19 protein-coding genes and 2 CRISPR repeat arrays are annotated in these 24,890 nt (G+C 71.8%); of the genes, 9 read left to right on the forward strand and 10 right to left on the reverse strand.

The window, feature by feature from the left end; translation table 11 throughout:
• Nucleotides 1-174 precede the first annotated feature (174 nt).
• Nucleotides 175-691: a CRISPR direct-repeat array (repeat unit 28 nt; unit sequence GTCTTCCCCGCGCACGCGGGGCTGTTCC).
• A gap of 72 nt (nt 692-763) precedes the next feature.
• A CRISPR array of direct repeats spans nt 764-1,219; the repeat unit is 28 nt; unit sequence GTCTTCCCCGCGCACGCGGGGCTGTTCC.
• A gap of 101 nt (nt 1,220-1,320) precedes the next feature.
• Both ACT4N7_RS09770 and ACT4N7_RS09775 read right to left on the reverse strand, forming a co-directional pair.
• A complete protein-coding gene (locus ACT4N7_RS09770) occupies nt 1,321-2,115 on the reverse strand; it encodes a hypothetical protein (protein WP_444828311.1) in 795 nt (264 codons plus the stop codon).
• Between the two features lie 39 nt (nt 2,116-2,154).
• Nucleotides 2,155-2,640: a YcxB family protein gene (locus ACT4N7_RS09775; RefSeq protein ID WP_444828312.1), complete on the reverse strand. Its 486-nt coding sequence runs from the start codon at nt 2,638-2,640 to the stop codon at nt 2,155-2,157.
• A gap of 108 nt (nt 2,641-2,748) precedes the next feature.
• Here ACT4N7_RS09775 and ACT4N7_RS09780 point away from each other — a divergent pair, with 108 nt between their 5' ends.
• From ACT4N7_RS09780 to ACT4N7_RS09800, 5 genes are all read left to right on the forward strand, one after another.
• Nucleotides 2,749-3,999 carry a low temperature requirement protein A gene (locus tag ACT4N7_RS09780; protein ID WP_444828313.1) on the forward strand — a complete coding sequence of 417 codons (1,251 nt, stop codon included), beginning with the start codon at nt 2,749-2,751 and terminating at the stop codon, nt 3,997-3,999.
• Nucleotides 4,000-4,152: 153 nt separating this feature from the next.
• A complete protein-coding gene (locus ACT4N7_RS09785) occupies nt 4,153-5,277 on the forward strand; it encodes a hypothetical protein (protein ID WP_444828314.1) in 1,125 nt (374 codons plus the stop codon).
• 175 nt (nt 5,278-5,452) lie between these two features.
• Nucleotides 5,453-6,538: a hypothetical protein gene (locus tag ACT4N7_RS09790; protein WP_444828315.1), complete on the forward strand. Its 1,086-nt coding sequence runs from the start codon at nt 5,453-5,455 to the stop codon at nt 6,536-6,538.
• A gap of 96 nt (nt 6,539-6,634) precedes the next feature.
• Nucleotides 6,635-8,050, forward strand: a complete 1,416-nt coding sequence (locus tag ACT4N7_RS09795) for an ATP-binding protein (protein WP_444828425.1) — start codon at nt 6,635-6,637, stop codon at nt 8,048-8,050.
• Nucleotides 8,051-8,194: 144 nt separating this feature from the next.
• Nucleotides 8,195-10,150, forward strand: coding sequence for a vWA domain-containing protein (locus ACT4N7_RS09800; RefSeq protein WP_444828316.1), 1,956 nt, complete (start codon nt 8,195-8,197; stop codon nt 10,148-10,150).
• Nucleotides 10,151-10,157: 7 nt separating this feature from the next.
• Here ACT4N7_RS09800 and ACT4N7_RS09805 read toward each other — a convergent pair whose 3' ends face one another.
• Nucleotides 10,158-11,315: a toll/interleukin-1 receptor domain-containing protein gene (locus ACT4N7_RS09805; RefSeq protein ID WP_444828317.1), complete on the reverse strand. Its 1,158-nt coding sequence runs from the start codon at nt 11,313-11,315 to the stop codon at nt 10,158-10,160.
• Between the two features lie 16 nt (nt 11,316-11,331).
• Nucleotides 11,332-12,579: a toll/interleukin-1 receptor domain-containing protein gene (locus ACT4N7_RS09810; protein ID WP_444828318.1), complete on the reverse strand. Its 1,248-nt coding sequence runs from the start codon at nt 12,577-12,579 to the stop codon at nt 11,332-11,334.
• Between the two features lie 294 nt (nt 12,580-12,873).
• Here ACT4N7_RS09810 and ACT4N7_RS09815 point away from each other — a divergent pair, with 294 nt between their 5' ends.
• Nucleotides 12,874-13,101, forward strand: coding sequence for a hypothetical protein (locus ACT4N7_RS09815; protein ID WP_444828319.1), 228 nt, complete (start codon nt 12,874-12,876; stop codon nt 13,099-13,101).
• Nucleotides 13,098-13,889 carry a hypothetical protein gene (locus ACT4N7_RS09820; protein ID WP_444828320.1) on the forward strand — a complete coding sequence of 264 codons (792 nt, stop codon included), beginning with the start codon at nt 13,098-13,100 and terminating at the stop codon, nt 13,887-13,889. The genes ACT4N7_RS09815 and ACT4N7_RS09820 overlap by 4 nt, the downstream gene beginning before the upstream one ends.
• A 10-nt stretch (nt 13,890-13,899) precedes the next feature.
• Here the strand turns inward: ACT4N7_RS09820 and ACT4N7_RS09825 are convergent, their stop codons facing one another.
• From ACT4N7_RS09825 to ACT4N7_RS09840, 4 genes are all read right to left on the reverse strand, one after another.
• The gene (locus tag ACT4N7_RS09825) at nt 13,900-14,976 is read right to left on the reverse strand and encodes a J domain-containing protein (protein ID WP_444828321.1); all 1,077 of its coding nucleotides are present in this window, start codon (nt 14,974-14,976) and stop codon (nt 13,900-13,902) included.
• Nucleotides 14,977-15,036: 60 nt separating this feature from the next.
• Nucleotides 15,037-16,206 carry a nucleoside 2-deoxyribosyltransferase domain-containing protein gene (locus ACT4N7_RS09830; protein ID WP_444828322.1) on the reverse strand — a complete coding sequence of 390 codons (1,170 nt, stop codon included), beginning with the start codon at nt 16,204-16,206 and terminating at the stop codon, nt 15,037-15,039.
• 65 nt (nt 16,207-16,271) lie between these two features.
• Nucleotides 16,272-17,153, reverse strand: coding sequence for an ABC transporter permease (locus ACT4N7_RS09835; RefSeq protein ID WP_444828426.1), 882 nt, complete (start codon nt 17,151-17,153; stop codon nt 16,272-16,274).
• A 157-nt stretch (nt 17,154-17,310) separates the two neighbouring features.
• Nucleotides 17,311-20,157 carry an alpha/beta fold hydrolase gene (locus tag ACT4N7_RS09840; protein WP_444828323.1) on the reverse strand — a complete coding sequence of 949 codons (2,847 nt, stop codon included), beginning with the start codon at nt 20,155-20,157 and terminating at the stop codon, nt 17,311-17,313.
• 337 nt (nt 20,158-20,494) lie between these two features.
• Between ACT4N7_RS09840 and ACT4N7_RS09845 the strand changes: the two genes are divergently transcribed.
• Both ACT4N7_RS09845 and ACT4N7_RS09850 read left to right on the forward strand, forming a co-directional pair.
• Nucleotides 20,495-21,511 carry a TerC family protein gene (locus tag ACT4N7_RS09845; protein WP_444828324.1) on the forward strand — a complete coding sequence of 339 codons (1,017 nt, stop codon included), beginning with the start codon at nt 20,495-20,497 and terminating at the stop codon, nt 21,509-21,511.
• A gap of 84 nt (nt 21,512-21,595) precedes the next feature.
• Nucleotides 21,596-23,512: a prolyl oligopeptidase family serine peptidase gene (locus ACT4N7_RS09850; protein ID WP_444828325.1), complete on the forward strand. Its 1,917-nt coding sequence runs from the start codon at nt 21,596-21,598 to the stop codon at nt 23,510-23,512.
• Nucleotides 23,513-23,516: 4 nt separating this feature from the next.
• On the opposite strand, the gene ACT4N7_RS09855 is transcribed toward ACT4N7_RS09850, so the two are convergent.
• Nucleotides 23,517-24,170 carry an RES family NAD+ phosphorylase gene (locus ACT4N7_RS09855; protein ID WP_444828326.1) on the reverse strand — a complete coding sequence of 218 codons (654 nt, stop codon included), beginning with the start codon at nt 24,168-24,170 and terminating at the stop codon, nt 23,517-23,519.
• Between the two features lie 30 nt (nt 24,171-24,200).
• A complete protein-coding gene (locus tag ACT4N7_RS09860; RefSeq protein ID WP_444828327.1) occupies nt 24,201-24,785 on the reverse strand; it encodes a DNA-binding protein in 585 nt (194 codons plus the stop codon).
• Nucleotides 24,786-24,890 lie beyond the last annotated feature (105 nt).

A 24,890-nucleotide genomic window follows, 5' to 3' on the forward strand; every position in this document is an offset into this window, starting at 1 on the left:
CCGCCGCGACACTCACGCAGTAGTCACTGGAGAGCCGGATGCCCGGAAACGGGCCAGTCCGGTTCGGGAGGGGGACGTTGGAAAAGGACCTGCCCAGCAGGCACCTCGCCAACGTCCTACCTCGCACCCCTTGGAATCAATCATCTAGACCTCTGCTGAACACAGGCTGTGGCGGTCTTCCCCGCGCACGCGGGGCTGTTCCCGGCACAGACACACCTGAGGTGTGTCCGACCGAGTCTTCCCCGCGCACGCGGGGCTGTTCCCTGGACCTGCGGCACACCCAGCGCGGCGAGTTCGTCTTCCCCGCGCACGCGGGGCTGTTCCGGCAGCCGACCGCGCGGGCAGCAGGCTGGACGGTGTCTTCCCCGCGCACGCGGGGCTGTTCCCACCAGCCGCCGCGCACCCGCCTCACACTCCGCGTCTTCCCGCGCACGCGGGGCTGTTCCAAAGGACGAACATCCAGGCGACGGTCAACACCCGTCTTCCCCGCGCACGCGGGGCTGTTCCCCGATGGTCAGGATCGATGGAGTCGGCACGCAGGTCTTCCCCGCGCACGCGGGGCTGTTCCGACCGCCGTCTACGGAGGCACCCGACGCGCCCGGTCTTCCCCGCGCACGCGGGGCTGTTCCGGTGGCCTCGATCGCGGAAAGCAGGTGCGCGGCGTCTTCCCCGCGCACGCGGGGCTGTTCCGTAGGACCACCAGTCCGCGGCGCCGATCTGGAGGTCTTCCCCGCGCTCTGATGCTGGTCGCACACGACCCGCGGTCTTCCCCGCGCACGCGGGGCTGTTCCAACGAGGATCACGGTTCCGATTGCGGGAGCTGGGTCTTCCCCGCGCACGCGGGGCTGTTCCGTGCTGGATCATCGCCAGCGCGCCAATGCTCCAGTCTTCCCCGCGTACGCGGGGCTGTTCCAATGCGGCAGCAGACAGCCTACGGCGACGCGTCGTCTTCCCCGCGCACGCGGGGCTGTTCCCGCCTCATCGATCATGCCCAAATCCAGGGTGGGGTCTTCCCCGCGCACGCGGGGCTGTTCCGGCAGCGCTCAACATAGATGCGGGCGACACCGGGTCTTCCCCGCGCACGCGGGGCTGTTCCGACCCCGCCGTACCTGCCGCGCGTCGTCGAGCCCGTCTTCCCCGCGCACGCGGGGCTGTTCCCAGGACCGGCATGGCGCCGCCGCCGAGATTGCCGTCTTCCCCGCGCACGCGGGGCTGTTCCGTAGCCGGCGACACCGGAGTTGGTGCCGGCCCACGTCTTCTCCTGGCCCAATTTGCACCCCTCCGGCTGTTGCCTCGTGGTGCGGTGCGTCGCCTGAGGGGTCAGTGTTTGTCGGCGTGGTCGGAGAAGACGCGGACGGCCTCCTCGACCGCCGCGAGCCGCGCCACGCGGACGGCGTCGAAGAGGGGGCGTAGGGCGTCGGCGCGTCTGCTGGCCGATGACGAGGACAGGGCGCCACCGGGGGAGTCCTCGCCGGCCAGCTCCAGGATCGCGGACACCTCGTTGGCCCGTTGCAGCACCCGCAACGCGCGCGGTGGGGTGCCCTCGGGCCACGGCGCGCTCGACCGGTGCGCGATGCGGGCGGTGATCTCTTCGCGCACGCCCGCGCGGTGCTTGGCCACGCCCAGTTCGGTCAGCACGCCCGCCGCGACGCGCATGGCGCCGGTCAGTTCGTGTTCGGCCTCGCCCAGTGGCAGGTGCTCGGCCGCGGGCGCGTCGCCGATGTCGAAGACGGTCCACCGCAGCACGCCGTCGGCGATCGGCTCGGGCACCAGGCCCAGCGGCGCGCCGTAGAGCGCCAGTGCCTCGCCCGCGTGCAGCGCCGTGCCCGCGAACTCGCTGCGGGTGCCCAGCCCGCGTACGTCGCCGGGGACGGGCAGGACGAGTCTGCCGCCGGTCACTTCCGCCCGGCGCACCGCCGCGAGCAGCGCGGCGACCTGGCCGCCCGCCTCGCCGCGGAGCGGGATGTCCAGGGCGGCAGCGGTGGTCTCGTCAACGGCGACCACGTCGTGCAGTTCCGCCCAGTGCGCCAGGGCGTCCAGGACGTCGTCCGGGGCCGCGGACCCGTTGAGCCAGGCCGAAACCCACACGGCGAATGTCGCACTCGGAGTTGACACGGGGACCGAGGGTACGCGACCCGGCTGACAGTCGGACGGTCAGCTCCCGCCTGCGGGGCCGAGGGTGCGGTGCAGCAGGTCGCGGAACCGGTCGATGTCCTCGGGACTGGCGAACGCCCGGCCGGGTACCGGGTGCACCGCGCCGGACTCGGTGCGCAGCACGAAGTTCCGGTCCGTCTCGGCCCACCCGGCCAGCTCGGCCAGCACGACGTCGCTGTACGCGGTGCCGTCGACCGTCATCATCCGCATCGTGTGCTCGTCGACGTCGGCGGTCACGGTCCGCCCCGCCACCGGATTCCGCCGAAACGACAGGCGCACGCCCACGACCGGCAGACCCGCGATGACCAGCGCGCAGACCAGCCCGAACACACCGGGCCAGGTCTGCCCGATCACGAGGAGCACCACGGAGAACGCCCCGAACGCGGCCGCGAACCACGGCACCCAGCGGGCGAACGGCAGCACCGCGCGGACGCCGTCGGACCAGTCCGCGGGCTCCGGGTCCCAGCGCAGTCGGATACGGACCATGCCGAAGAACCTAGCGGGGCAAGACCCACTGGGAACCTCCGCGGGCATTCACCGCGACGTCGACCCTGCGGATGGGTGGGGACCGTGGGCAGTGACACCATCTGTCCCATGAGCAAGCCGCTTCGGTCTCGGATGGAGCGGGTGGCCGAGACGTCCACGGCCACCAGCCTGGAGTTGTTCTTCGACCTCGTGTTCGTCTTCGCGCTGACGCAGGTCACCGCGCACATGGCGCTGGATCCGAGCTGGGCGGGGCTGGGCCGCGGCGCGCTGCTGCTCGCGGTGGTGTGGTGGTGTTGGGTCGGGTACTCGTGGCTGTCCAACCTGGTCAAGGCCGATGAAGGCCACGCGCGCACCGCCATGCTGGCCGCGATGGGGGCGATGTTCCTCCTCGCGCTCGCCATTCCCGAGTCGTTCGTCGACCTGCCCGGCGGGTTGTCCGGGCCGATGGTGTTCGCGTTCTGCTACCTGCTCGTGCGGCTTGTCCACCTCGTGCTGTTCTGGATAGTCGCGGGCGGCGACGCCGGGCTGCGCGCGCAGCTCGTCCGGTTCGCGCTCACCATGGCGGGCGGCACCGCCATGCTGCTCGTCGCGGCGCAGACCTCGGGGACCGCGCAGGTCCTGCTCTGGGTCGCCGCCGTCGCCGCCGACTACGGGGGCACGCTGATCATCGGGTCGCGCGGCTGGCGGCTCAACTCGGCCAAGCACTTCGCCGAACGGCACGGCCTGATCGTGCTCATCGCGCTCGGCGAGTCCATTGTGGCCATCGGGGTCGGCGTCACCGCGCTGCCCATCTCGTGGCCGATCCTCGGCGCGGCCATCCTCGGCCTCGCGGTCTCGGCGTGCCTGTGGTGGGCGTACTTCGACACGCACGTGCTGCTCATCGAACGGGAACTGGCCCGCGCCACCGGCATCGACCGGGTGCGGATGGCGCGCACCGCGTTCACCTTCCTGCACCTGCCGCTGATCGTCGGCGTGGTCATGCTCGCGCTCGGGCTGAAGAAGGTGCTCAACTACGTCGCTGGCGTCGACGGCCACACGGTGTCCGACCCGCTCTACGGGGCACCGCTGTGGGCGCTCACCGGCGGCCCCGCGCTCTACCTGTTCGCCTACGCGGCCATCGCGTGGCGGTGCGGCCGCGTCTTGAAGCCCTACCGCATCGCCGTGGGCGTGCTGCTGCTCGCGCTGACGCCGCTGCTGGCGCTGGTGCCCGCGCTGGCCTCGCTCGGCGTGCTCACCGCCGTGCTGGTGAGCCTCATCGGCTACGAGTGGATCACCTTCCGCGATGCGCGCGACGAACTCCGGCACTCCTCGCACGAGCCGGACGAGGAGCCCGCCGACACCGACCACCGGTTGCGTTGACTCCACCGCTCCGCGCACGTTTAGTGAACGGTTAGTAGCGGCATGCGTATGCTCCGTAGGGTCCGTTCGGCCGGTTGTGAGCTGGCCCGATGGATGACTGGGGAGTGACGGATGAGACGTAGCTGGTTAGGTCGCGCGTGGACTGTGGTGTCGGTGACCGCGCTTGCCGTTGGGTTGGTGGCGGTGCCCGCGGGTTCCGCGCAGGCCGCTGACCATCGTGTTCAGTTGGACGCCGCGGTGCGGTCGGTGCTCGCCGCCTCGCCATCGGATGCGGACTTGTCCGATTTGTCCGATGTTGCGGTGGCGAGCAAGGCCGTCCGTTGTGTGTCGTTGGACGAGCGAACGTACTGCCTGCAACTGGGTTGGGTGGACGCCGCCCCCACGGCCGCGGAGCTGAGTGATCGGGTGCGTTCGTCGGACGCGGCGTCCGAGCGTTCGGAGTCCGCCGGAGACCTGCCTTTCGCCGACCAGGTTCGGTTGTGGGCAGCGAAGAGTGCGGAGCAGCGCCTGGCCGACGAACGGTCCGAGTTGGACGCGGCGCGGGCTGCGCTGGGCAAGGTGAAGCTCTACGACTACTGGATCGCGGGCAAGTCGGTGCCGGAGGAATTCTGGGCGCGGTATCCGGAGACCGTGGCGTGGGGCAAGTCCGAGGTCACCACGACGGGTGCGGACAGCGAGTTTCCGCGCTACTTCAGTGTCGCGACGACGGGTGACCCGAATCGGGGGCAGAAGCAGAGCACAAGCCACTACTGCGGGCCTACGTCGATGGTGGCGTTCGCGTGGAACGACCCCTTGCGGGGCAACGAGCTGAGCCCGGCCAACGGCTTCACCCAGCAGCTCTGGGCGCGTGATGACCGACTCAAGACCGACGCCCAACGCGCCACCGCCATAAGCGACCTGAAAGACCAGATCAACGAGCACTTGACGTGGAAGAACCGCGTCGGCCCCTACATCGTGATCAGCAACGCCACTTGGGAAACGGTGAACTGGCAGAACATGTGGCGGGATCACTTTGGCCGCACGTCGGGCACCAGTGCGGGAGGCGCCCCGGTACAGCTCCACGTCGTACTCAACCCGACCAACAACTCATTCGGCATGAGAACCGGCGGGCACCTCAATGTGGGGCGGGGGTATGACTTCGACCCGAACAAGCCAACCTGGCGGATCAGCGTGTACGAGCCTGCTGGCGGTAGCACTGTTCCGGTGTCGTACTGGGAGACGCACCAGAATGTCATTGAAGCCAATGAGAATCACCCGCAACGGAATATCGCGATCTGATCTCGCTTCGGTGTCGGAAGGGGAGTTGAGCTGAATGAGTGGTTGGCGGCGTGTCCTGTCGGGGTTGGTGGCCTGCGGAGTTGTTGCCGGATGCACTGGTGATCCGGGACCTGGTGCGGCAGGCGGGTCGTCGTCCGCGGCGCGTTCGACCAGTACGGGCACGCCGTCGACCACGATGAGTACCGAGGTGTTGCCCGTGGGGTTGCCGTTTCGGGCGGTGACGGTTCCGTTCGAGGTGGCGGACAAGCGGTATGCGCGGCGGGATAGCGAGATCGGCGTCAAGTACATGTCGGTGACGGACCCGAGAGCGTCGGTGGAGAATAGTGGCGAGGGTACGACGATTGTTCGGGTAGCGGACCGGAAGGTGGTCGCCAGGTATGTCCGGTCGGCGCCGGATCGGTTGTTGTATCGGGTGTTCTTCTGGCGGGATGTGGCCATCGTGCAGGAGATCACCGATATTGATACCGGTGATGACGGTGGTCGGCTGCATTTGTGGCGGTATGACCTGCTGAGTGGTGCTCGGACGGAGATGAAACCCGCCGACGGGCGGAAGATGGCGTATCTGTCGGCGGCTGCGCTCGCGGGCGACCAGTTCGCTGCGGGCATTGACAAGGACGGTCAGAAGGACCGTTGTCTGCATGTGTTCGATCTGGCGACAGGTGCTGGTTTCGATGTTTTCTGCCTGCCGAGGGAGCAGCCTGGACGCATATCTTCGGTTCGGGGGAGCGCTTCTGGTTTTACGTTTCTCACGACCGCCGCGGAGACGTTGGCGAGTTGTCGGACCGCGTATTGGGTTCCGGTGCCTGCGGTTCCCACGGTGAGTCCGCATGTTCTGGGTGGGGATCGGAGTTGTCATGTTTTTGATCATGCGCGGCATGGGGGGTGGGATGTCTGGGGGGATGTGCCTGCCAAGGACGATGCGGAGAACTTTTTTAGTTTCTCGGTGTTGAGTGCGCGGAATGGTGATCGGACGGTGACTCTTGCGGCGGTGATGGTCTCGGCCAGTGTGGCGTCGTGTGGGGAGCATGTGTATTGGCGGGCGCCGAATGTGGATGACTATGATCGGGCGCGGTTGTTCCGGTGGAAGCCGGGTGCCGATACCACGGAGCTGATCTATGAGGTTGATTCCAATGGGGACAGGGAGGGGTGGTCGCTCAGTTACCCGACGTGTAGTGACAACGTGATGACCACGGCGCGTAACCGGTCCGCTGTTCGGGATCGGCCCGCCGGTCGGGAGATGTTCTACCTGCCCAACGCCTGACGGATCGCACATCCGCGCGGTCGCGGCGGCCGGCCCTGGAGTGCGCTCCACGTCGACCGCTCGGCCGAATCTGCGTAGCGTCGAGGCGTGACCGTTGTGAACACGCCTCCGCCGTCGTTGCCCGGGACCGCTGGGGAGCTGCGCGCGCAGGGGCATTCGCCCAAGGGCGTGAAGACCGAGATCCGCGACAACCTGCTCGCCGCGCTGCGGGCCGGGCGTGATCCGTGGCCCGGCATCGTCGGCTTCGAGCAGACCGTGCTGCCGCAGTTGGAGCGCGCGCTGCTGGCCGGACACGACATCGTGCTGCTCGGCGAGCGCGGCCAGGGCAAGACCCGGTTGCTGCGCACCCTGGTCGGCCTGCTCGATGAGTGGACGCCGGTGATCGCGGGCGCCGAACTGGGCGAGCACCCGCTCGACCCGATCACGCCCGCCTCGCGGCGCCTGGTCGCCGAGTTGGGCGAGGACCTGCCGGTGGCCTGGCGCCACCGGTCCGAGCGGTACGCCGAGAAGCTGGCCACCCCGGACACCTCCGTGGGCGACCTGATCGGCGACGTCGACCCGGTGAAGGTCGCCGAGGGGCGCACCCTGGGCGACCCGGAGACCATCCACTTCGGACTGGTCCCGCGCGCGCACCGCGGTGTCGTGGCCATCAACGAGCTGCCCGACCTCGCCGAGCGCATCCAGGTCGCGCTGCTCAATGTCATGGAGGAGCGCGACATCCAGGTCCGCGGGTACACCCTGCGGCTGCCGCTCGACGTGCTGTTGGTGGCGACCGCGAACCCCGAGGACTACACCAACCGCGGCCGGATCATCACCCCGCTCAAGGACCGCTTCGGCGCCGAAGTGCGCACGCACTACCCGCTCAGCGTCGAGGCCGAGGTCACCATGGTGCGCCAGGAAGCGGAGCTGGTGGCCGAGGTGGGCGACCCGCTGCTGGAGGTGTTGGCCCGCTTCGTGCGCAACCTGCGCGACTCCAGCGCCATCGACCAGCGTTCCGGGGTGTCCGCCCGGTTCGCCGTGGCCGCGGCGGAAACCGTTGCGGCGGCGGCGTTGCGCCGGTCCGCGCTGATCGGCGAGGAGCCCGCGGTGGCCCGGCCGATCGACCTGGAGTCGGTGCCCGCGGTACTGCGCGGCAAGCTGGAGTTCGAGTCCGGCGAGGAGGGCAGGGAGACCGAACACCTCACGCACCTGTTGCGCCGCGCGGTGTCGGAGACCGCGCGCGACCGGTTCGCCGGGCTCGACCTGAAACCGTTGGTGGACGCCGTGGTCGACGGCCACCTGGTGGCCACCGGCGAGCGGGTGCCCGGCACCGAGGTGCTCGCCGCGCTGCCCGAACTGCCGGTGCTGCACGAGGTCGCCGCGCGGCTCGACGTCGCCGCCACCGACCCGCCCGGCCGGATCGCGGCGGCGGTCGAGCTGGCGCTGGAATACCTGTACCTGGGCCGGAAACTGGCCAAGGACTCGCAGGACGGCGGCGCCCACGGGCCCGGGATCACGGTGTACGGGCCATGAGCGAGCTTGCGAGCGAGTCGGTGTCACAGGGTGTCCGCGGGTGGCATCGCGGAGCCTGCGAGGGGATGTCATGAGCGAGCTTGCGAGCGAGTCGGTGTCACAGGGCGTCCGCGAGCGGCATCACGGAGCCTGCGAGGGGATGCCATGAGCGCCGGGCGGTACAGCTACGGGCCGTGGCACGACGGCCCGGACCCGCTGGCGCCCCCGGTCGACCTGCGCGCGGCGCTGGAGCAGCTCGGCCGGGACGTGATGGACGGCAGCTCGCCGCGCTCGGCGCTCGACGAGTTGCTGCGCCGCGGCACCGACGACACCTCCGGGCTCGATGAGCTGACCCGCAGACTGTGGGAACGTCGGTCCCGTATCCAGCGCAGGCACAACCTCGACGGCACGCTGCGCGAGGTGCGCGAACTGCTCGATCGCGCCCTGGCCGCCGAGCGGACCGCGCTGTTCCCCGACCCGTCCGACGACGCGCGGTTCCGCGAGGCGCGGCTCGACGCGCTCCCGCCGGGCACCGCGGGCGCCGTCCGAGACTTGGCCGACTACGACTGGCGCTCCGCCGAGGCACGTGAGGCGTACCAGCAGATCCGCGACAAGCTCGGCCAGGAGCTGATGGAGTCGCGGTTCCAAGGCATGAAACAGGCCCTGAGCGAGATGCGGCCCGAGGACGCCGAGCGCATCCGGGCGATGATGGCCGACCTCAACGACCTGCTGCTGGCCCACCTGCGCGGCGACGACACCACCGACCAGTTCGCCCGTTTCATGAGCAGGCATGGCGAGTTCTTCCCGGAGAACCCGCGCACCGTCGAGGACCTGATCGACGCGCTCGCCGCCCGCGCCGCCGCGGCGCAGCGCATGATGAACTCGATGAGCGCCCAGCAGCGCGCCGAGCTGTCCGAGCTGATGGGCAACGCCTTCGGCGACCCGCGGCTGGTCGAGCAGGTGGCCACCCTGGACGCGAACCTGCGCGCGCTGCGGCCGGGGGAGGACTGGACGTCCTCGGCGCGCTTCCGCGGCCAGGACCCGCTCGGCCTCGGCGAGGGCGCGCAGGCCATGGCCGACCTCGCCGAGTTGGACGCGCTCGCCGAGCAGCTCTCCCAGTCCTATCCTGGCGCCCGGCTGGAGGACATCGACCTGGAGGCGCTGCAGCGCCAGCTCGGCGACGACGCAGGCGTTGACGCCCGCCGACTGTCCGAATTGGAGCGTGAGCTGCGCGCCCAGGGACTGCTCGAACGCGCCGCTGACGGCTCACTTCGGTTGTCGCCCAAAGCATTGCGCCGACTCGGCGAAACCGCACTGTCCGATGTGGTCAGTGCGCTGCGGGCTGGTCGCGGCGAGCGGGACACCGCCAACGCTGGCGCGGCTGGCGAGCCGATCGGCTCGTCGCGGCCCTGGCGCTTCGGCGACACCGAGGCGTGGGACGTCCCGCGCACCGTGCGCAACGCGGTGCTGCGGTCGGTGTCGGCGGGCACGGGCCGGGTGCGCCTGGATGTGTCCGATGTGGAGGTGGTGGAGACCGAGCAGCGGGCGCGGGCGGCGGTCGCGCTGTGCGTGGACACGTCGTGGTCGATGGTGCAGGACGGCCGCTGGGTGCCGATGAAGCGCACCGCGCTGGCGTTGCACCACCTGGTGAGCACCCGCTTCCGCTCCGACGACCTGTCGCTGATCACCTTCGGCCGTCACGCGTCCACAGTGGACATCGGCGGTCTCACCGCGCTGGAGGGCGTGTGGGAGCAGGGGACCAACCTGCACCACGCGCTGCTGCTGGCGGGCCGCCACCTGCGCCGCAACCCCGACGCCCAGCCGGTGGTCCTCGTGGTCACCGACGGCGAGCCCACCGCCCACCTGGAGCCCGACGGCCACGCCGAGTTCCACTACCCGACCACACCGCGCACGCTGCGCAAGACGCTGGCCGAAGTGGACTCGCTGGCCAAGCTGGGCGCGTCGGTGACGGTTTTCATGCTGGGGGAGGACCCCAGCCTGGCCGCGTTCGTCGACCTCATCGCCCGGCGCAGCGGCGGCCGGGTGGTCGCGCCCGACCTGGACGGGCTGGGCTCGGCCGTGGTCGGCGACTACCTGCGAACTCGGCGCCCCCGGCAGTAGTGACCGCTCAGGTTGTGCAGACCCGCCATTGGCCGGATTCCCTGATCAGCGGGAAAGTGCGCCGATCGGAGCCGCCGGTCGAGCCGTCAGTGGCGAGGACCGTGAAGGTGGGCGAATCGCCGGACTGGTCCACGCTCTCCAGCGTCAGCCGGAATCCGCCGCCGAGGAAGAGCTCGCCCGCGCGGTCGCGGTCCCGGTCACAGGTCACCTGGCCCAGGGCGCCGACGTCGCGTAGGTTCACCGCGTCCACGAACGTGCGCGCGGTGTTCACCGGATCGGTCGCCTGGTCGCCGAACAGGAAGAACGCGCCCGCCGCCACCGCGGCGGCCACCGCGACGCCGCCGCCGATCAGCAGCCACGGGACCCGGCTCGACCGCGCGGGCTGCGCGGGCCGCGGGGGCGCGGCGGGTTCGTTCGGCCAGGTGGCCTCCGGCGGCGGCACCCGGCGCTCGTTGAACTCGCGGCCCTCGTGCCGGACCAGGGTCGTCCACGTCTGGCCGTCCCAGTAGCGGCGCTCCATCCGCCGCTCCGGGTCGGGCTGCCAGCCCGGCGCCAGCACTTTCTCCAGATCGGCGGCGACCGGCGGCGCCACGTCGACCCGGGAGCGCAGCCGCACCAGCAGGCCCCACGCCGTCGGACGGTCGTGGTCGTCGCGCAGCCGCAGGCGAAGGTCGCGCAGGATCTCCCGCTGGCTCATCTGGTCCAGCGCGGGCTGGTCGAGCCGGTCGCGGTAGGTGTCGAGGTAGGGGACCGGCGGGTCCGCGGGCAGCCGGTCGGGCAGCGGCGGCGCCTCCGGCAGCGCCACCAGCGCGGCCCGCAGCCGCGCGACGCGGTCCGCGCCCGCCCTGGCCGGGTCGAACACCGGGGCGTCGGCGAGGTCGGGCGGCAGCGGCGTCGGCCGGGCGAGGACCAGCAGGATCGGTCGCCTCAGCGTCCGCGCGTACCGCAGCTCGGCCAGGCAGCCGCGCGAGCGCACCGAGTCGGGCGAGACCACCAGCACGAACACCGCGCACCGCTGGACTCGGGACAGCACGCCGGTCCACCACTCGGACCCGGCGGGTTCCCCGCGGTCGAGCGCCACCTGCCTGCCCATCTGGGCGAGGTCGGCCCGCAGCCGGATCGCGGCGTCCCGGTCCGGTGGCGCGTGGCTGACGAACACGTGCATGGTCCAACTCCGGCGGTCAGCGCCCGGACAACGCCCGGCTGATGTCGCACACCCGCCACTCGCCGTTCTCCTCGGTGAGCGGGATGCTCAACCTAACCGACGAGTTGCCCACTGTGCGGTCCGCGAGCACGGTGAATCTCGGATCGGCGCCGCCCGCGTCGACCCGCTCCAGGGTGAGGGTCCCGGTGTCGAAGAACGCCCCGTACAGGTGCGCGTTCTCCACCAGGTCCTTGCCGCACACGAAGTTCTGCACCGCGGCCTGGTCATGGGTGTTGACCGCGTCGACGAAGTTGCGCGCGGTCCGGGTCGCGGCGCCCGGGTCGGAACCGCCGCCGAAGATCAGGATGCCGCCGGTCACCCCGCCCGCGACCAGGGCGACGCCCGCGCCCACCAGCCACGGCAGGGAGCGCCCGCGCGACTCGTCGACGTCACGCACCCGCTGGTGCTGGGTGACCGTGGGCACCTCGGCGGTGTCCGCGGTGGCCGAGACCTCCCGCCGCGGCAGCCGGGCGTGCACCTTCGGCGGCTGGCTGCGGTCGTTGAACTGCCTGCCGTGCTGCCAGACCAGCGTCGTCCAGCTCTGGCCGTCCCAGAACCGCGCCTCGAACCGCTGGCGCGGGTCCGGCTGCCAGCCCGGGGCGAGCAGCTCCTCGATCTCCTCGACCACGGCGGCGTCGTCCACCCTGGGGCGCAGCCGCACCAGCAGGTCCCAGACCTCGGCGCGCTCGTCCTCGTTCGCCAGCCTGGCGCGCAACTGCTCGAACAGGTCGCGCTGGGCGCCCTCGTCCAGGTCGGCCGCGTCGATCCGGTCGAGGTAGGCGTTGAGGTAGGACGTGGGGATCTCGGGCTCCTTCGGTAAACGGGCGGGCAGCGCCTTCGCGCCCGGCAGCGCGTTGAACGTCTTGCGCAGGGAGATCACCGTCTCCGGCGTCCGGTTCAGGTAGTCGACGAACCCGCTGCCTGCCAGTTCCGCGGGAACCGCCGACTGCTCGATGTCGCGCACGACGACCGGCAGCACCGCCTTGCGCAGCGCGAGGGCGTAGCGCAGTTCGGCCAGGCACGCCTTGGACCGCAGCGAGTCCGGCGACAGCGCGAACACGAACACCATGCAGCCGCGCACGTGGTGCACGACGTCGTCCCACCACTCCTGGCCGCCGTGGCTCTCCCGGTCGAACCAGACCTGGTAGCCGAGTTGCTCGAAGTCGGCGCGCAGTCGGGTGATCGAGGTCTGGTCTCGCCTGGCATAGCTGATGAATACGTGCATTTTCGGCCGACTCGCGTTCACTGGCTGTAGTGCGAACGTTCATGCACGCTAGGTGGGTCACGCGGCGATCGACAGGGACGAAAGGCCCTGGTGTCGCCTTCGTTTTGTCGGTCTGTGGCCGTAAGGTCGCAGGCTGGAGGGGTCGCCGTCGCGGAATCTCCACGCCGGGTGACCGGCTGGCCCGTCCGGCCGATCCGGCTGGGACGGTTGCTCTCGGTTACGGATTCGCGCTTTACCGGCGTTTCGTGTGCGGTGATGACCTACTCTCTGGTAAGTCCGAGTTGGGGAGGTCAGGTGGCCGATCAGGACCACGGCGCGGTCGAGGAGTTGCGCAAGCAGTTCCGCGGCCCGCTGCCCGGCAGCGTGGAGGCGCTCGACCCGGCGTCGGCGCGCGATCTCGCCGCGGCCCTGCGCCACGCGCGCGGGCGGCAGAACGCGCAGTTGACCGCGGCCACCGAGGAGTCGCTCGCGCAGTTGCCCCGGCTGCTGCGCCCGCTGGTACGCAAGGTGATCGGGTTTTGAGCACCCGCGCCCGCGCCGAGATCGTCAGACTGGCCCGCCTGCTCGGCGACGAGCCGGAGCGCTTCCACTACCTGGCCGACCTGCCGGAGGCGGACCTGCGCCGGGTGCGCGCGCAGGCCACCGACGTGCTGTTCGGCTCGAACCTGGCCCTGTTCGAGCGCATCGCGGCGGCCAGCAAGCTGGTGCCCGCGGCGATCACCGCGAGCATCGCGCAGCGCGCGTTCGGCCCGCTGCTGTGCGCGCGGGTCGCGAGCGTGCTCGAACCGGACCGCGCGCTCGACATCGCGGGCAGGCTCCCGGTCACGTTCCTCGCCGACGTCGCCGCCGAACTGGACCCGCGCCGCGTCGGCGGTGTGCTCGCCCGGCTGCGGCCGGCGCAGATCGTCCCGGTCGGCGAGGAACTGGTGCGCCGGGCCGACTTCGTCACGATGGGTCGGTTCGTCGGGGCGCTGCCCGAGGCGTCGCTGCGCGCGACCGTGGCGGCGCTGGCGGAGGAGGCGCTGCTGCGCACGGCGGTGTTCAGCGAGAACGACGAGCGCTTCCCCGCCCTGTTCGCGATGATCACCGACGACCGGCTCCCGGCCGTGATCGCGGCGGTGGTCACCGCCGACGACCTCGCCCGCGACGTGCTGCCGCTGCTGGCCTGCCTGGACGACGCGGGTCTCGGTCGGCTGGCGGCCGCGGTCGGCGACCTGCCCGGCCCCGAGCGGGCCCGGTTCGCCGCCGTGGCCGCCGAGGTCGACGTGCTCGACCGACTGGGTCCACTGTCCACCGCCTTGAGCGCCTGAGCGTTTCCCGTCACGCGGTAGCGGGTTCGCGGACCACGCGGGCGCGCATGGCGCGCAGCACACGGTGGTCGACCGTGGCGCAGTCGGCGGCGAGCCAGTCGCCGACGTCGCGGACGAACTGCGCGGGCAGCATCGCGGACACGCCGTGGCCGGGGGCGTCGTCGGTGGTCAGCTCGCCGCGCCTGCTCGGGTAGATCAGCAGTGCGCCGCGCACGTCCACATCGGGCAGGTGGTCGGCGAACGCGGCCACGGCGGCGACCAGCCCGGTCGTGCCGCCGCGGAACGGGTGCCCGTTGCGCCACAGCGCGCCGTCGCCGTCGACCTCGTAATGGCCCGGCAGCCACAGCTTCGACTCGACCAGCACCAGCCGGTGCCCGCACAGCACCGCGTGGTCGACGTCGGCGAACACCGAACCCGGGCGCGACAGGCCGTGGAACACGCGCGCGCCGGGCAGCCGAGCCAGATAGTCGACCAGCAGCTCGGCCGTGCGCCGCTCGCCGACCGGTTCCTCGTCGGCGACGCCGAACACCGTGCGCTCGCCGAACTCCGCCTGCGCCGCCCGGTGCGCGCGGGCCGCCGCGAGGTAGGACCGCGCCAGCCGCACCACCGCCGCCGCGGCGCCCGCGACCACCGCCAGCCAGCACACCAGCACGGCGGGGGCGAGCGTGCCCGGCAGCAGCAGCGGCAGCGCGAGCAGCGCGCCGCCCGCGAGCACCGCCGCCGCGGGCGCGTGGCCCGGCGTCCGCGCGTACCCGACCCGCGGCTGGTGGCTGGTCAGGTGCCACCACGGCAGCGACGCGGGCGGCACGTCGCACGGCGGCGGCACGAACGCGGGTTCGTCGTGGTACATCCGGCGCCGGGGCCGCGGCTGCCGCGGCTTGGGCACCGCCCGCGTGGCCCGGTCGTACTCGGCGCGGCGGTGGGTGTCGGACAGCGTCTCGTAGGCGGACTTCAGCAGCCGGAACGTGCCCGACGTGCCGCCCGCGTCGGGGTGCATGAGCTTGACCAGCGCCCGATACGCCGACTTGATCTCACCTGGCGACGCGTCCCGGCGCACCCCGAGCAGCTCGTAGTAGTCGACGTCCACCGGAACCCGCGCACCTTCCTAGTCGGCGCCGCAAACCGTAGCGGACCGCGCCGCCGGTGATCATGTCCCGGGTCGGCGCAGCAACACCTCGGCGACGGCGCCGAGCGTGGTCCAGTCGGCGTCCGCGCCTGCCATCAGCTCACCCACCCGGCGCACGACCGGGTAGGTGATCTCCGAGCCCCACTTGTCGCGGTGCGGGCCGCTCGCGCGCACGCGGTCCATCTCGGCCGCGGTGAGCCGTACGGAGAACAGCGCCTGCCGGTGCGCGGTCACGGTCGCCGCGAGCTGCCGCGACCGGTGCGCGACGAGCCGGTCGGCCGCGACGGCCAGCCCGGTCTCCTCGCGGAACTCGATCGCCGCCAGTTCGTCCGGCGCCATCGGCCCGGGATGCGAGCCGCCGGGCAGCTCCACCACGAACCCGTCCGCCGACGTCGACGGCGAGCGGAACTCCCGCACCAGCACGACCTCGGTGTCCCACGGGTCCTCGGCGGGCAGATAGGCCAGCACGGCGGCGGTGTCCGGGCGCGACAGCACCACCTCGTTGCTCTTGACCCGCCCCTCCGCCGCGACGTGGATGTGCGCGTGCAGCGCCCAGAACACGACCCGGTCGCGCCGGTCACCCGTGCGGAAGGTCCATTCCAGCCGGGCGTCCCGCAGCTCGTTGCCCGCGCCGTCCATCGCCGCCACCCACCCTTGCAGCGACGGGGTCCGCCAGACCAGCAGCGGGACGAACCGCTGGCCACCGGCCCGGTCGGCGCCGTCGCCGATCTCCGCGAGGGCCGCGATCACCGTGTCCGCCAGGGTGTCCACGACCGGGATGTCGTGATCCGCGGCGTAGTCCCGTTGGTAGCGCACACTTTCCGCGCCGACCGGCGTACCGAGGACGACCCGGCCGCTGTCCTTCCAGCGGCCCCACTCGTCGTTGGTGGTGAGCGCGGGCAGGCCAGGGCCGCGCGGGATCCAGAACAGGACCACGTCGCAGCGGTCGCCCCAGCGCAGCTCCCAGGTCCGCTGGTGCTCGTACCGCGGCCACGTCCCGTCGCGCGGTTCGGGCACGAACACCACCAGCGGCCCGTCGCCGCCCCACCGCGCCTCGATCTCGGCCAGCGCCGCGGGCCGCCAGGACTTGACCTCCGGGGAGCGCGGGGTCGGGCCAGCCAGGAACAGGCTCGCCGTCCACCTCGCCGGTGGCTCCTCGCCCGCGTGGACGACGATCACGCTGCCTGCCACCGAACCTCCCACTGCCGGACTCGGACCCGGCGCAGGCTACCGCTCCGCCGAGCCCGGCTGTGCGGTCAGCTCGTGATGTCCTTGGTGCGGAAGCGGCGGGCGGCCAGGAGGCCGAAGATGCCCGCGTAGGTGATCGCGGAGAAGGCACCCTGGGTCATGTTCGACCAGTCGATGTCGGTGGAGATGAGGTCGGACCAGGCGAACGCGAAGTGGGTGGGCAGGAAGTCGCGCAGGCCGCCCAGGGCGGTGATCTGGTCGAGGATCTGCGACAGGATCGCCACCAGCACGGTGCCGCCGACCGCGCCCAGCGGCGCGTCGGTCGTGACCGACAGGAACAGCGCGAGTCCGGCCACCCACAGCAGGTTCACCGAGATATAGATGACCGCGAACAGCATTGCCAGCATCGAGTCGGAGAACGAGATCGCGTCGCCGGTGGGGCTTACCGCTTCACCGGCGCCATAGAAGACCACGCCGACGACCAGTGCCACCAAAGGCAGCAGCGCCAAGGCGAACACCGACAGCAGCGCCGACGCGACGGCCTTCTGGCGGAGCAGTCGGTGGCGGGGGATCGGCATCGCCAGCAGGTACTTCAGGCTCGACCACGACGCCTCCGACGCGATCGTGTCCCCGAAGAACAGGGCGACGATCATCGGCAGCAGGAAGCTGCCCGCCGCGAACAGCACGAACACCACGAAGTTCGGCGCGCTCGCGGTGGCCAGGTCGACAAAGCCGCCGGAGCGCCTGCCGCTGCTGTCGGAGCCGAACTCGAAGGCCGCCCACAGGATGAACGGCAGCAGCACCAGGAAGCCCAGCAGGAACTGCGTCCGCCTGCGCTTGAGCTGGCGCTTCAGCTCGACCCACAGCGGCAGGGTGCGGCCCGCCCGGAACCCCTCGACCGCACCGTCCGCGCCGAACCCGGTCGACTCGCGGTTGGCCGCGACCTCCATGTCGTCGATGGCGGCCGGGTCGGTGTGGACGGTGGACACCGTCTCGCGCGCCCCCGTCACCAGCGCGCCGCCGGGCGGCTGCTTGTGCCCGTTCTGGCTCATTCCTGGTTCTCCTGTCCGGCGGACCGGTGTGCCGGTTCGGTGTGCTTGTCGGCGGTCATGGCTGGGATTCCTCTCCGACCAGCTGGAGGAACGCGTCCTCCAGGCGGCGGCGGGGGCCCGCCTGCTCGACGGCGACGCCCGCCCGCACCAGGACCCCGAGGGCCGCGGAGCGGGGGACGCCGTCGAGGTCGGCGTGGACCAGGTTGCCCTCCACCGTCACGCTGTTGACCCCAGTGACGCCGCGCAGCGCGTCGGCGGCGGCCGCCGGGTCGTCCACCCGGAAGGTGGCCTCGCCGCCGCCCGCGACGATGTCGTCCACCGCGCCGGAGGCGACCAGCTTGCCGCGGTGCATGACGACCACGTGGTCGCAGGTCTGCTCGACCTCGGCCAGCAGGTGGCTCGACACCAGCACCGTGCGCCCGGTCGCGGCGTAGCGGCGCAGCACCTCGCGCATCTGGTGGATCTGCGGCGGGTCGAGGCCGTTGGTCGGCTCGTCGAGGACCATCAGGTCCGGGAAGCCGAGCATCGCCTGGGCGATGGCGAGCCGCTGGCGCATGCCCTGGCTGTAGGTGCGGACCTTGCGGTCCACCGCGCCGCCGAGGCCCGCGATCTCCAGTGCCTCCTCGAAGTGCGCGCGCTCGGCAGGCCGACCGGTGCCCGCCCAGTACAGCTCCAGGTTGGACCGGCCGGACAGGTGCGGCAGGAAGCCCGCGCCCTCCACGAACGACCCGATCCGGGACAGCACCGGGGCGCCCGCGCGGATGCGGTGGCCGAACACCCGGATGTGGCCCTCGGACGGCTTGATGAGGCCCATCAGCATCCGCAGGGTGGTCGTCTTGCCCGCGCCGTTGGGGCCGAGCAGGCCGAGCACCTGGCCCCGCCCGACGCGGAACGACAGCGCGTTGACCGCCTTGAGCCCGCCGGGGTAGGACTTCGACAGGTTCTCGATCACCAGCGGCACATCGGCCAGGTCCGGGTCCACGTCGTCGGCGCGCCTGCGCCGGATCGCGCCGGCCACCGCGGCCAGCACGCAGAGTCCGAGCACGACGCCGATCCCGATCAGCGGGCCCGCGGGCGGCGCCGAGCTCGACCGCGCGCCCGGGACGACCGGGATGGCCAGCGGCGTGGCGTCCGCCAGGGCGATCCGGTAGGCCGCGGCCTGCGCGGGCGTGGCGTACGCCTGGTCGGTCGTGGAGACCACCAGCTCGACCCGGTGGTCGGCCTCGATGGGCCGCACGATGCCCGGCAGCGAGACCGTGACCTCGGCGGGCGAGCCGTCCGCGGGCAGCGACGGGACGCGGAACGCCGACACGGCCGAGCCGGGCAGGGTCCGCACGCCGTCCGGGCCGACGTCGTAGAGCTTGGCGAACAGCACCGCCCCGTCGGTCGCGGGCAGGCCGGGAACCGCGGAGACCCGCAGCTTCGCCGTGGTGGCGCCCGCGATGAGCAACTGCTGGGTCAGCGGCCTGCTGGCGAAGCGGGCCGACTGGCCGGGCAGGTCGATCGCGATCCGCCCGTTGAGCCGGGACGAGCCGCTGATCACCGCGCCCAGCCCGGGCATGCTGCTGATCGACGCCGGGTTGCCGCCCGGCGGGTTGACCACGGTCTGCTCGTCGCCGTACACCCGCACCGGGCGCCGCTCGGCGGCCTGGCCGCCCGTCAGGCCCGGGTACGCGCCCGCGGTGACCGTCCGCACCGACGGCGCGCCCTGGGCGCGCAGCGCGCCCTGCACCGCGTACTCGAACCCGGTGCCCGGGTCGCCGCCCTGGCCGCGCAGGTGGAAGTCGAACCAGTCGGCGATCTTGCCGCGCAGCTCGGGGCCGGGCCTGCCGCCGTCGTGGCCGCCGGTGTACCAGACGACCTTCACCGGGGCGCCCGCCGCGCTGACCTGGCGGGCGGTGGCGTCGGCCTGGTCGAGGCCGAACAGGGTGTCCTGCTCGCCCTGTACCAGCATTGTCGGCTGGGTGATCTTGTCGGTGACCGAGACCGGCGACACCGACCGCAGCAGGTCGACCGTCCGCTGGTCCGCCCGCCCGGTGGTTGCCACCTGGGCGTACGCCCGGCAGACCGCCTCGGTGAACCGGCCGCACGGGTTGTCGACGCCGAGCGTCGGCGCACCGCCGCCGCCGGGGATCTGGCCCGCGCCCGCGATCGCGCCCGAGTCACCGTTGTCCTCGGTGCCCGGTTCCGTGGCGTCGCCGGTCGGGTTGGCCAGGCCCGCGGCCCCCATGCCCGCGGCGAAGAAGATGCCCGCCCAGGACCGCTTGAACACCCCGTCGGCGCCGAACGCGTTGGCCGATGCCGACGTTGGCAGCTCGCCCGTGGTGGCCGAGTTCGGCAGCAGCGCCTGGCCCAGGTCGTTGTAGGTGATCACCGGGGCGAGCGCGTCGACCCGCTTGTCGGTGCCCGCCAGCAGCAGCGAGAGGGCGCCGCCGTACGAGCCGCCGGTGACGCCGACCTTCGGGTCGCCCGGACCGTCCCGCGTCACCTCGGGCTGCTCGGCCAGCCAGTCGACCAGGCCGCTCGCGTCGGCGACCTCGGCGTCCGGGGCGTTGAGCGCGATCTTGCCCCCGCTGCGGCCGAAGCCACGCGCCGACCAGGTCAGCACGACGAACCCGCGCTGGGCCAGCTCGCGGGCGTCGGACTCGACGCTCTGCTTGCTGCCGCCGAACCCGTGCGCGACCAGCACCGCGGGCGCCGGGGTGCGTTCGGGCAGGTAGAGGGTGGTGTCGAGGTCGACCGGCTGGCCGGGGCCGCCCGCGACGGTGAGCATCGCGTCGCGGGTCGACACCGGCGGCGCGGCGTCGCCGCTGTTCAGCCAGACGAGTCCGGCGGCCGCGACGACGAGGGCGAGCAGCGCGGTGACCACTTGACGCGGTCGGGGGCGAGGTATCCGAGGCACGCCGTGACGGTATTCGACCTTTCCTGAGAGACCTCCCAGGAGGCGGTGTTGCTCATCGAACGGGTGAGCCTGGTTCCCACCGGCGACCAGGCGGGTCACCCTTGGCGGGAGGCGCCTGTGACCAAGCGCAACCCCGGGAAGGATAGGTTCGGCTGGTGTGTTGAGCTCAGACAAGGAACAATCGACGTGCAGTGAGTTTGGTCGGAGGGGAGTATTCCTTCGCACCGGTGTCGTCAGCACGGACCGTTCGCGGTCCCGGGGCCGGTGGCCGGACAGTGTCCGGCGGAAGAGACCTCCGGTTGTCGGCCGCGCGCCCGAACACCCGGAGGTTTGATCAATGGTTATCCCCGCATGGGTCTGGATCGCCACGATCGGCGGTCTGATCGCGCTGCTCGCGATCGACCTGTTCATCGTGGACCGCAAGCCCCATGAGGTGACCGTCGGCGAGGCGGGCCGGTGGGTGGCGTTCTACATCGCCTGCGCCGTGGCCTTCGGTGGCGCGGTCTGGCTCTTCTCGGGCGGTCAGTACGCGGGCGAGTTCTTCGCCGGGTACATCACCGAGTACTCGCTGTCGGTGGACAACCTGTTCATCTTCCTCATCATCATGTCCGCGTTCGCGGTGCCGAAGATCCACCAGCACAAGGTGCTGCTGATCGGCATCGTGCTCGCGCTGATCATGCGGGGCATTTTCATCGCCGTCGGCGCGGTGGCGATCGCCCGGTTCAGTTGGGTGTTCTACCTGTTCGGCTTCTTCCTGGTCTACACCGCGTGGAAGCTCGCCCGCACCGGCCTCGGCGAGGACGAGGAGTACGAGGAGAACGCGCTCACCCGGGTCGCCCGCAGGCTGTTCCCGGTCACCGACACCTACCACGGCGCGAAGTCGTTCGTGAAGCTCGACGGCAGGCGGTTCGTCACCCCGATGTTCATCGTGATGATCGCCATCGGCACCGCCGACCTGCTCTTCGCGGTGGACTCCATCCCCGCCATCTTCGGCCTCACCAAGGAGCCGTTCCTGGTGTTCAGCGCGAACGCGTTCGCGCTGATGGGGCTGCGCCAGCTCTACTTCCTGCTCGGCGGGCTGCTGCGCAGGCTGGTCTACCTGTCGGTCGGTCTCGCGCTCATCCTCGGCTTCATCGGCGTCAAGCTGGTGTTGGAGGCGCTGCACACCAACACGCTGCCGTTCATCAACGGCGGTGAACCCCTTGGTGTGCCGACCATCGACATCGCGCTGTCCTTGTCGGTCATCGTGGGTGTGCTGGCCGTCACCACGGTCGCGAGCCTGATCAAGTCCCGGCGGGACGAGGCGAAAGGCGTGACCGCCGATTCGTTCGAACCGGTGGAGCAGCAGCACTGACCGCGCGCGGCGCCGGTACTTCTGTGGACGAGTGGGAATAATCGACGTTCCTGAGGCTTGCTAAGTGTCGGGTACGGTCGTTGAGTGCGCCCAGAGGACATCGAACTGCTGGCGGCGCCCGGTGCGCCCGCGATGTGTGGGGACCTGGTGTTGGTCGGAGTCACCACACCGGATCTCCACGCCGACGGCTACCGCGGCGGCCTGTACCGCGTCCCACTCGACGGCGGCGAGGTGCGTGAGTTCACCCGCGGCTTCCGCGACGTCGCCCCGGCGATCTCGCCGGACGGCGGGCAGGTCGCGTTCCTGCGGTCCGCGGGCCCGGAGGCGAAGGCGCAGCTGCACGTCATGCCGGTCGACGGCGGCGAGGCCCGTCAGGTCACCGACCTGCCGCTCGGCGTGGGCGCGCCGGTCTGGGCGCCCGACTCGCGGCGGATCGCCTTCATCGCACGGGTTCCCGAGCCCGGCCGCTACGGCACCGACGGCTCGACGGCCGAGGCGCCGCGCCGGATCACCCGGTTGGACTACCGGCTCGACGACGTCGGCTTCCTGCTCGACCGGCCGCCGCACCTGTTCGTGGTGGACACGTCCGACCCGGCCGCCGAGCCGGTCCGGCTGACCGAGGGTCTCGCCGAGCCCGCCGACCCGGCGTGGACGCCCGAGGGCGACCACGTGCTCGTCGGCGCCAAGCGCGACTGGGGCAGCGCGGACACCCTCAACGTCGACCTCTACGCGGTGCCCGCCGAGGGCGGCGCGCCGATCCTGGTGGCGCGGTCCGCCGGGTCGACGGACCACCCCGTGGTCACCCCGGACGGCATGGTCGTCTACCTCGGCGACGACTTCCCCGGCACGGAATCGGTGGCGCGCAACCTCGGGGTGTGGGCGGTGCCGCTGCGCCTGGACGGCGTGCCCGGCCTGCCGCGCAGGCTCACCGATCCCGAGACCGTCGACTGCGAGGGCGCGGCGGGCCGCCCGCTGGTCACCGCGACCGGCGTGCTGGTGGCGGTGCGCAACCGCGGCGCGGTGGAGCTGCGCCGGGTCGCGATCGGCGCGGACGGCGCGACGCTGTCGGAACTCGGTCTGGTGGCCGGGGAACAGGGCATGGTCAAGGGTTTCGCCGCGGACGGCGACCGGGTCGTCTGCTCGCTGTCCACTTGGGACACGCCGGGCGAGGTCGTGCTGGTGGCCGGGGACGAGACGTGCAGGCTCACCGACTTCTCCGCCGCCCTGCGCGACCGCGGGGTGCGCCCGCTGATCGAGATCAAGGCGTCGGCGCCGGACGGCTACGCCACGCACGGCTGGCTCGTGCTGCCCGAGGGCGAGGGCCCGCACCCGGTCATCCTCTCGGTGCACGGCGGCCCGTTCATGTACTACGGCTGGGGCCTGTTCGACGAGGCGCAGGTCTACGCGGCGGCCGGATACGCTGTCGTGCTGCCGAATCCGCGCGGTTCGGCGGGCTACGGCGAACAGCACGGCCGGGCGATCATCGGCGCCATGGGAACCGTCGACGTCGACGACGTGCTGTCCGTGCTGGACGCCGCGCTGGAGCGGCCGGACCTCGACGCGGGCCGCGTCGGCCTGATGGGTGGCTCCTACGGCGGCTGGATGACCGGCTGGCTCGCCGCGCACCACGGTGAGCGGTTCACGGCGGCGTGGAGCGAGCGCGCGGTCAACGCGTGGGACTCCTTCGTCGGCGGCTCCGACATCGGCTGGTGGTTCGCCGACGCGTACTGCGGCCCCGATCCGGCAGCACAGCACGAGATGAGCCCGCTCACGCACGCCGACAAGATCAGGATGCCGTTCGCCGTCGTGCACTCCGAACACGACTGGCGGTGCCCGGTGGAGCAGGCGCAGCGGATGTTCGTGAAGCTGCGCCGCAACGGCGTCGCAGCGGAACTGCTGCTGTTCCCCGGCGAAGGCCACGAGCTGACCCGGTCGGGCAGTCCGCGACACCGCAGGCAGCGCTTCGACGCGGTGCTGGACTGGTGGTCGCGGCACCTGTGACCGCTCACAGCAGCGTGTAGTTCAGCTCCTCGCAGACGCGGGCCAGCGGCAGGTCGAGCCCCGGATAGTCCAGCGGCAGCAACACATCCGGCGCGCTCGGCAGGGCGTGGCCCGCGGGCGGGTCCCACAGGCAGACCGCGGGCTCACCACTGTCCATAGAGGACCGATACCAGATGCCGTCGAGGTCGGGGTGGGCCTCGCGGATCGCGCGCGCCCACGCCTGGGTGACGGACTTGGTGCCACTGCTGATCTCCTGCGACGCGCCCGCCCGGGTCGGCCACAGTCCACAGAGGTCCAACAGGCGCAGCGTCCGGCTGGGCCGCAGTACCACCAGGTGCGGTCGGCGGGTGGCGCGGTCGACCACCGAGGTCTGTTGGAACACCTCGGCGACGCTGGTCCGCACGGAGAGTCCGAAGTAGAGCACCCCGTGGCCGGGCGCGGTCGCGGGCGCGCCGGTCGGGCCGGGCGGGTGCGGGTCGAACCGCGCGTGCGGCAGCGGACCGGTGGCGCGAAAGGAGTTCCAGCGCTGCTCGTGCAGACCGGCCGCGGCGAAGACCCGCACCAGGGGCGTCCCGGCGGGCAGCGCGACGACGTCCTCGTCGGGCCGGAGCAGGGTCTTCATGGCAGCGGGAGCGGGCGGCTGGGGAAGCCGTGACATCGGGATAGGGGTCCAGTCGTCCGGGAGTGGTCAGGCCGGGGTGCCGAGCGTCGCGGCCACAGCGGCGACACGGCCGGGATCGCCGCCGGCGAGCAGCCACTGCCGTGGCGTCGCGGGTCGGTCGCTGATCCGCAGGTCGGCCTGCGGCGTCGTCATGAACGCGGCCACCACGAGCGGGGGCTGGTCCTCGGGCACCGCGCGGAGCACGACCTCCAGGCCGGGCAGCACGCCGGCGGCGGCGAACTGCCACGCGGGCAACTGCCAGCCGCCGCGGTCCTTCCAGCCCGCGAGCCTGCCCGCGGCCAGTCGGTGCCGGATGCGGCTGGTGTCCACGCCGACGGCGTGCGCGGCGGCGGACACGGTGAGCGCGGAGTCGCGCAGGACCGCCCGCGCGGCGACCGCGCGGGCCCGGGAGTCGACCTCGTCGGGTCTGCGGGGGGTGAGGTCGAGCCCGACGCCGGTCAGGGTGTCGCGCTGCTCGGCGGTGAAGTAGTCCGCCGGGTCGGGGGTGGCGGGCGAGAGTCTGCCCGCGGCCTCGGCGACCAGTTTCAGGAACTCCGCCGGGTCGATGCGCAGACCCGCCTCGGCGAGTACGGACTCCAGCGCGGCTGTCATGCGCCCAGACTATCCCGGATGTGCGCTTTCGTGCGCGGTTGTGCGGGAACTCACCGAGACCGACACCGATCGCGCACGATCGAACACGGACAGTCGTACCAGCGT

It is taken from the genome of Actinokineospora sp. (genome assembly GCF_052390155.1).
Lineage (GTDB): Bacteria > Actinomycetota > Actinomycetes > Mycobacteriales > Pseudonocardiaceae > Actinokineospora.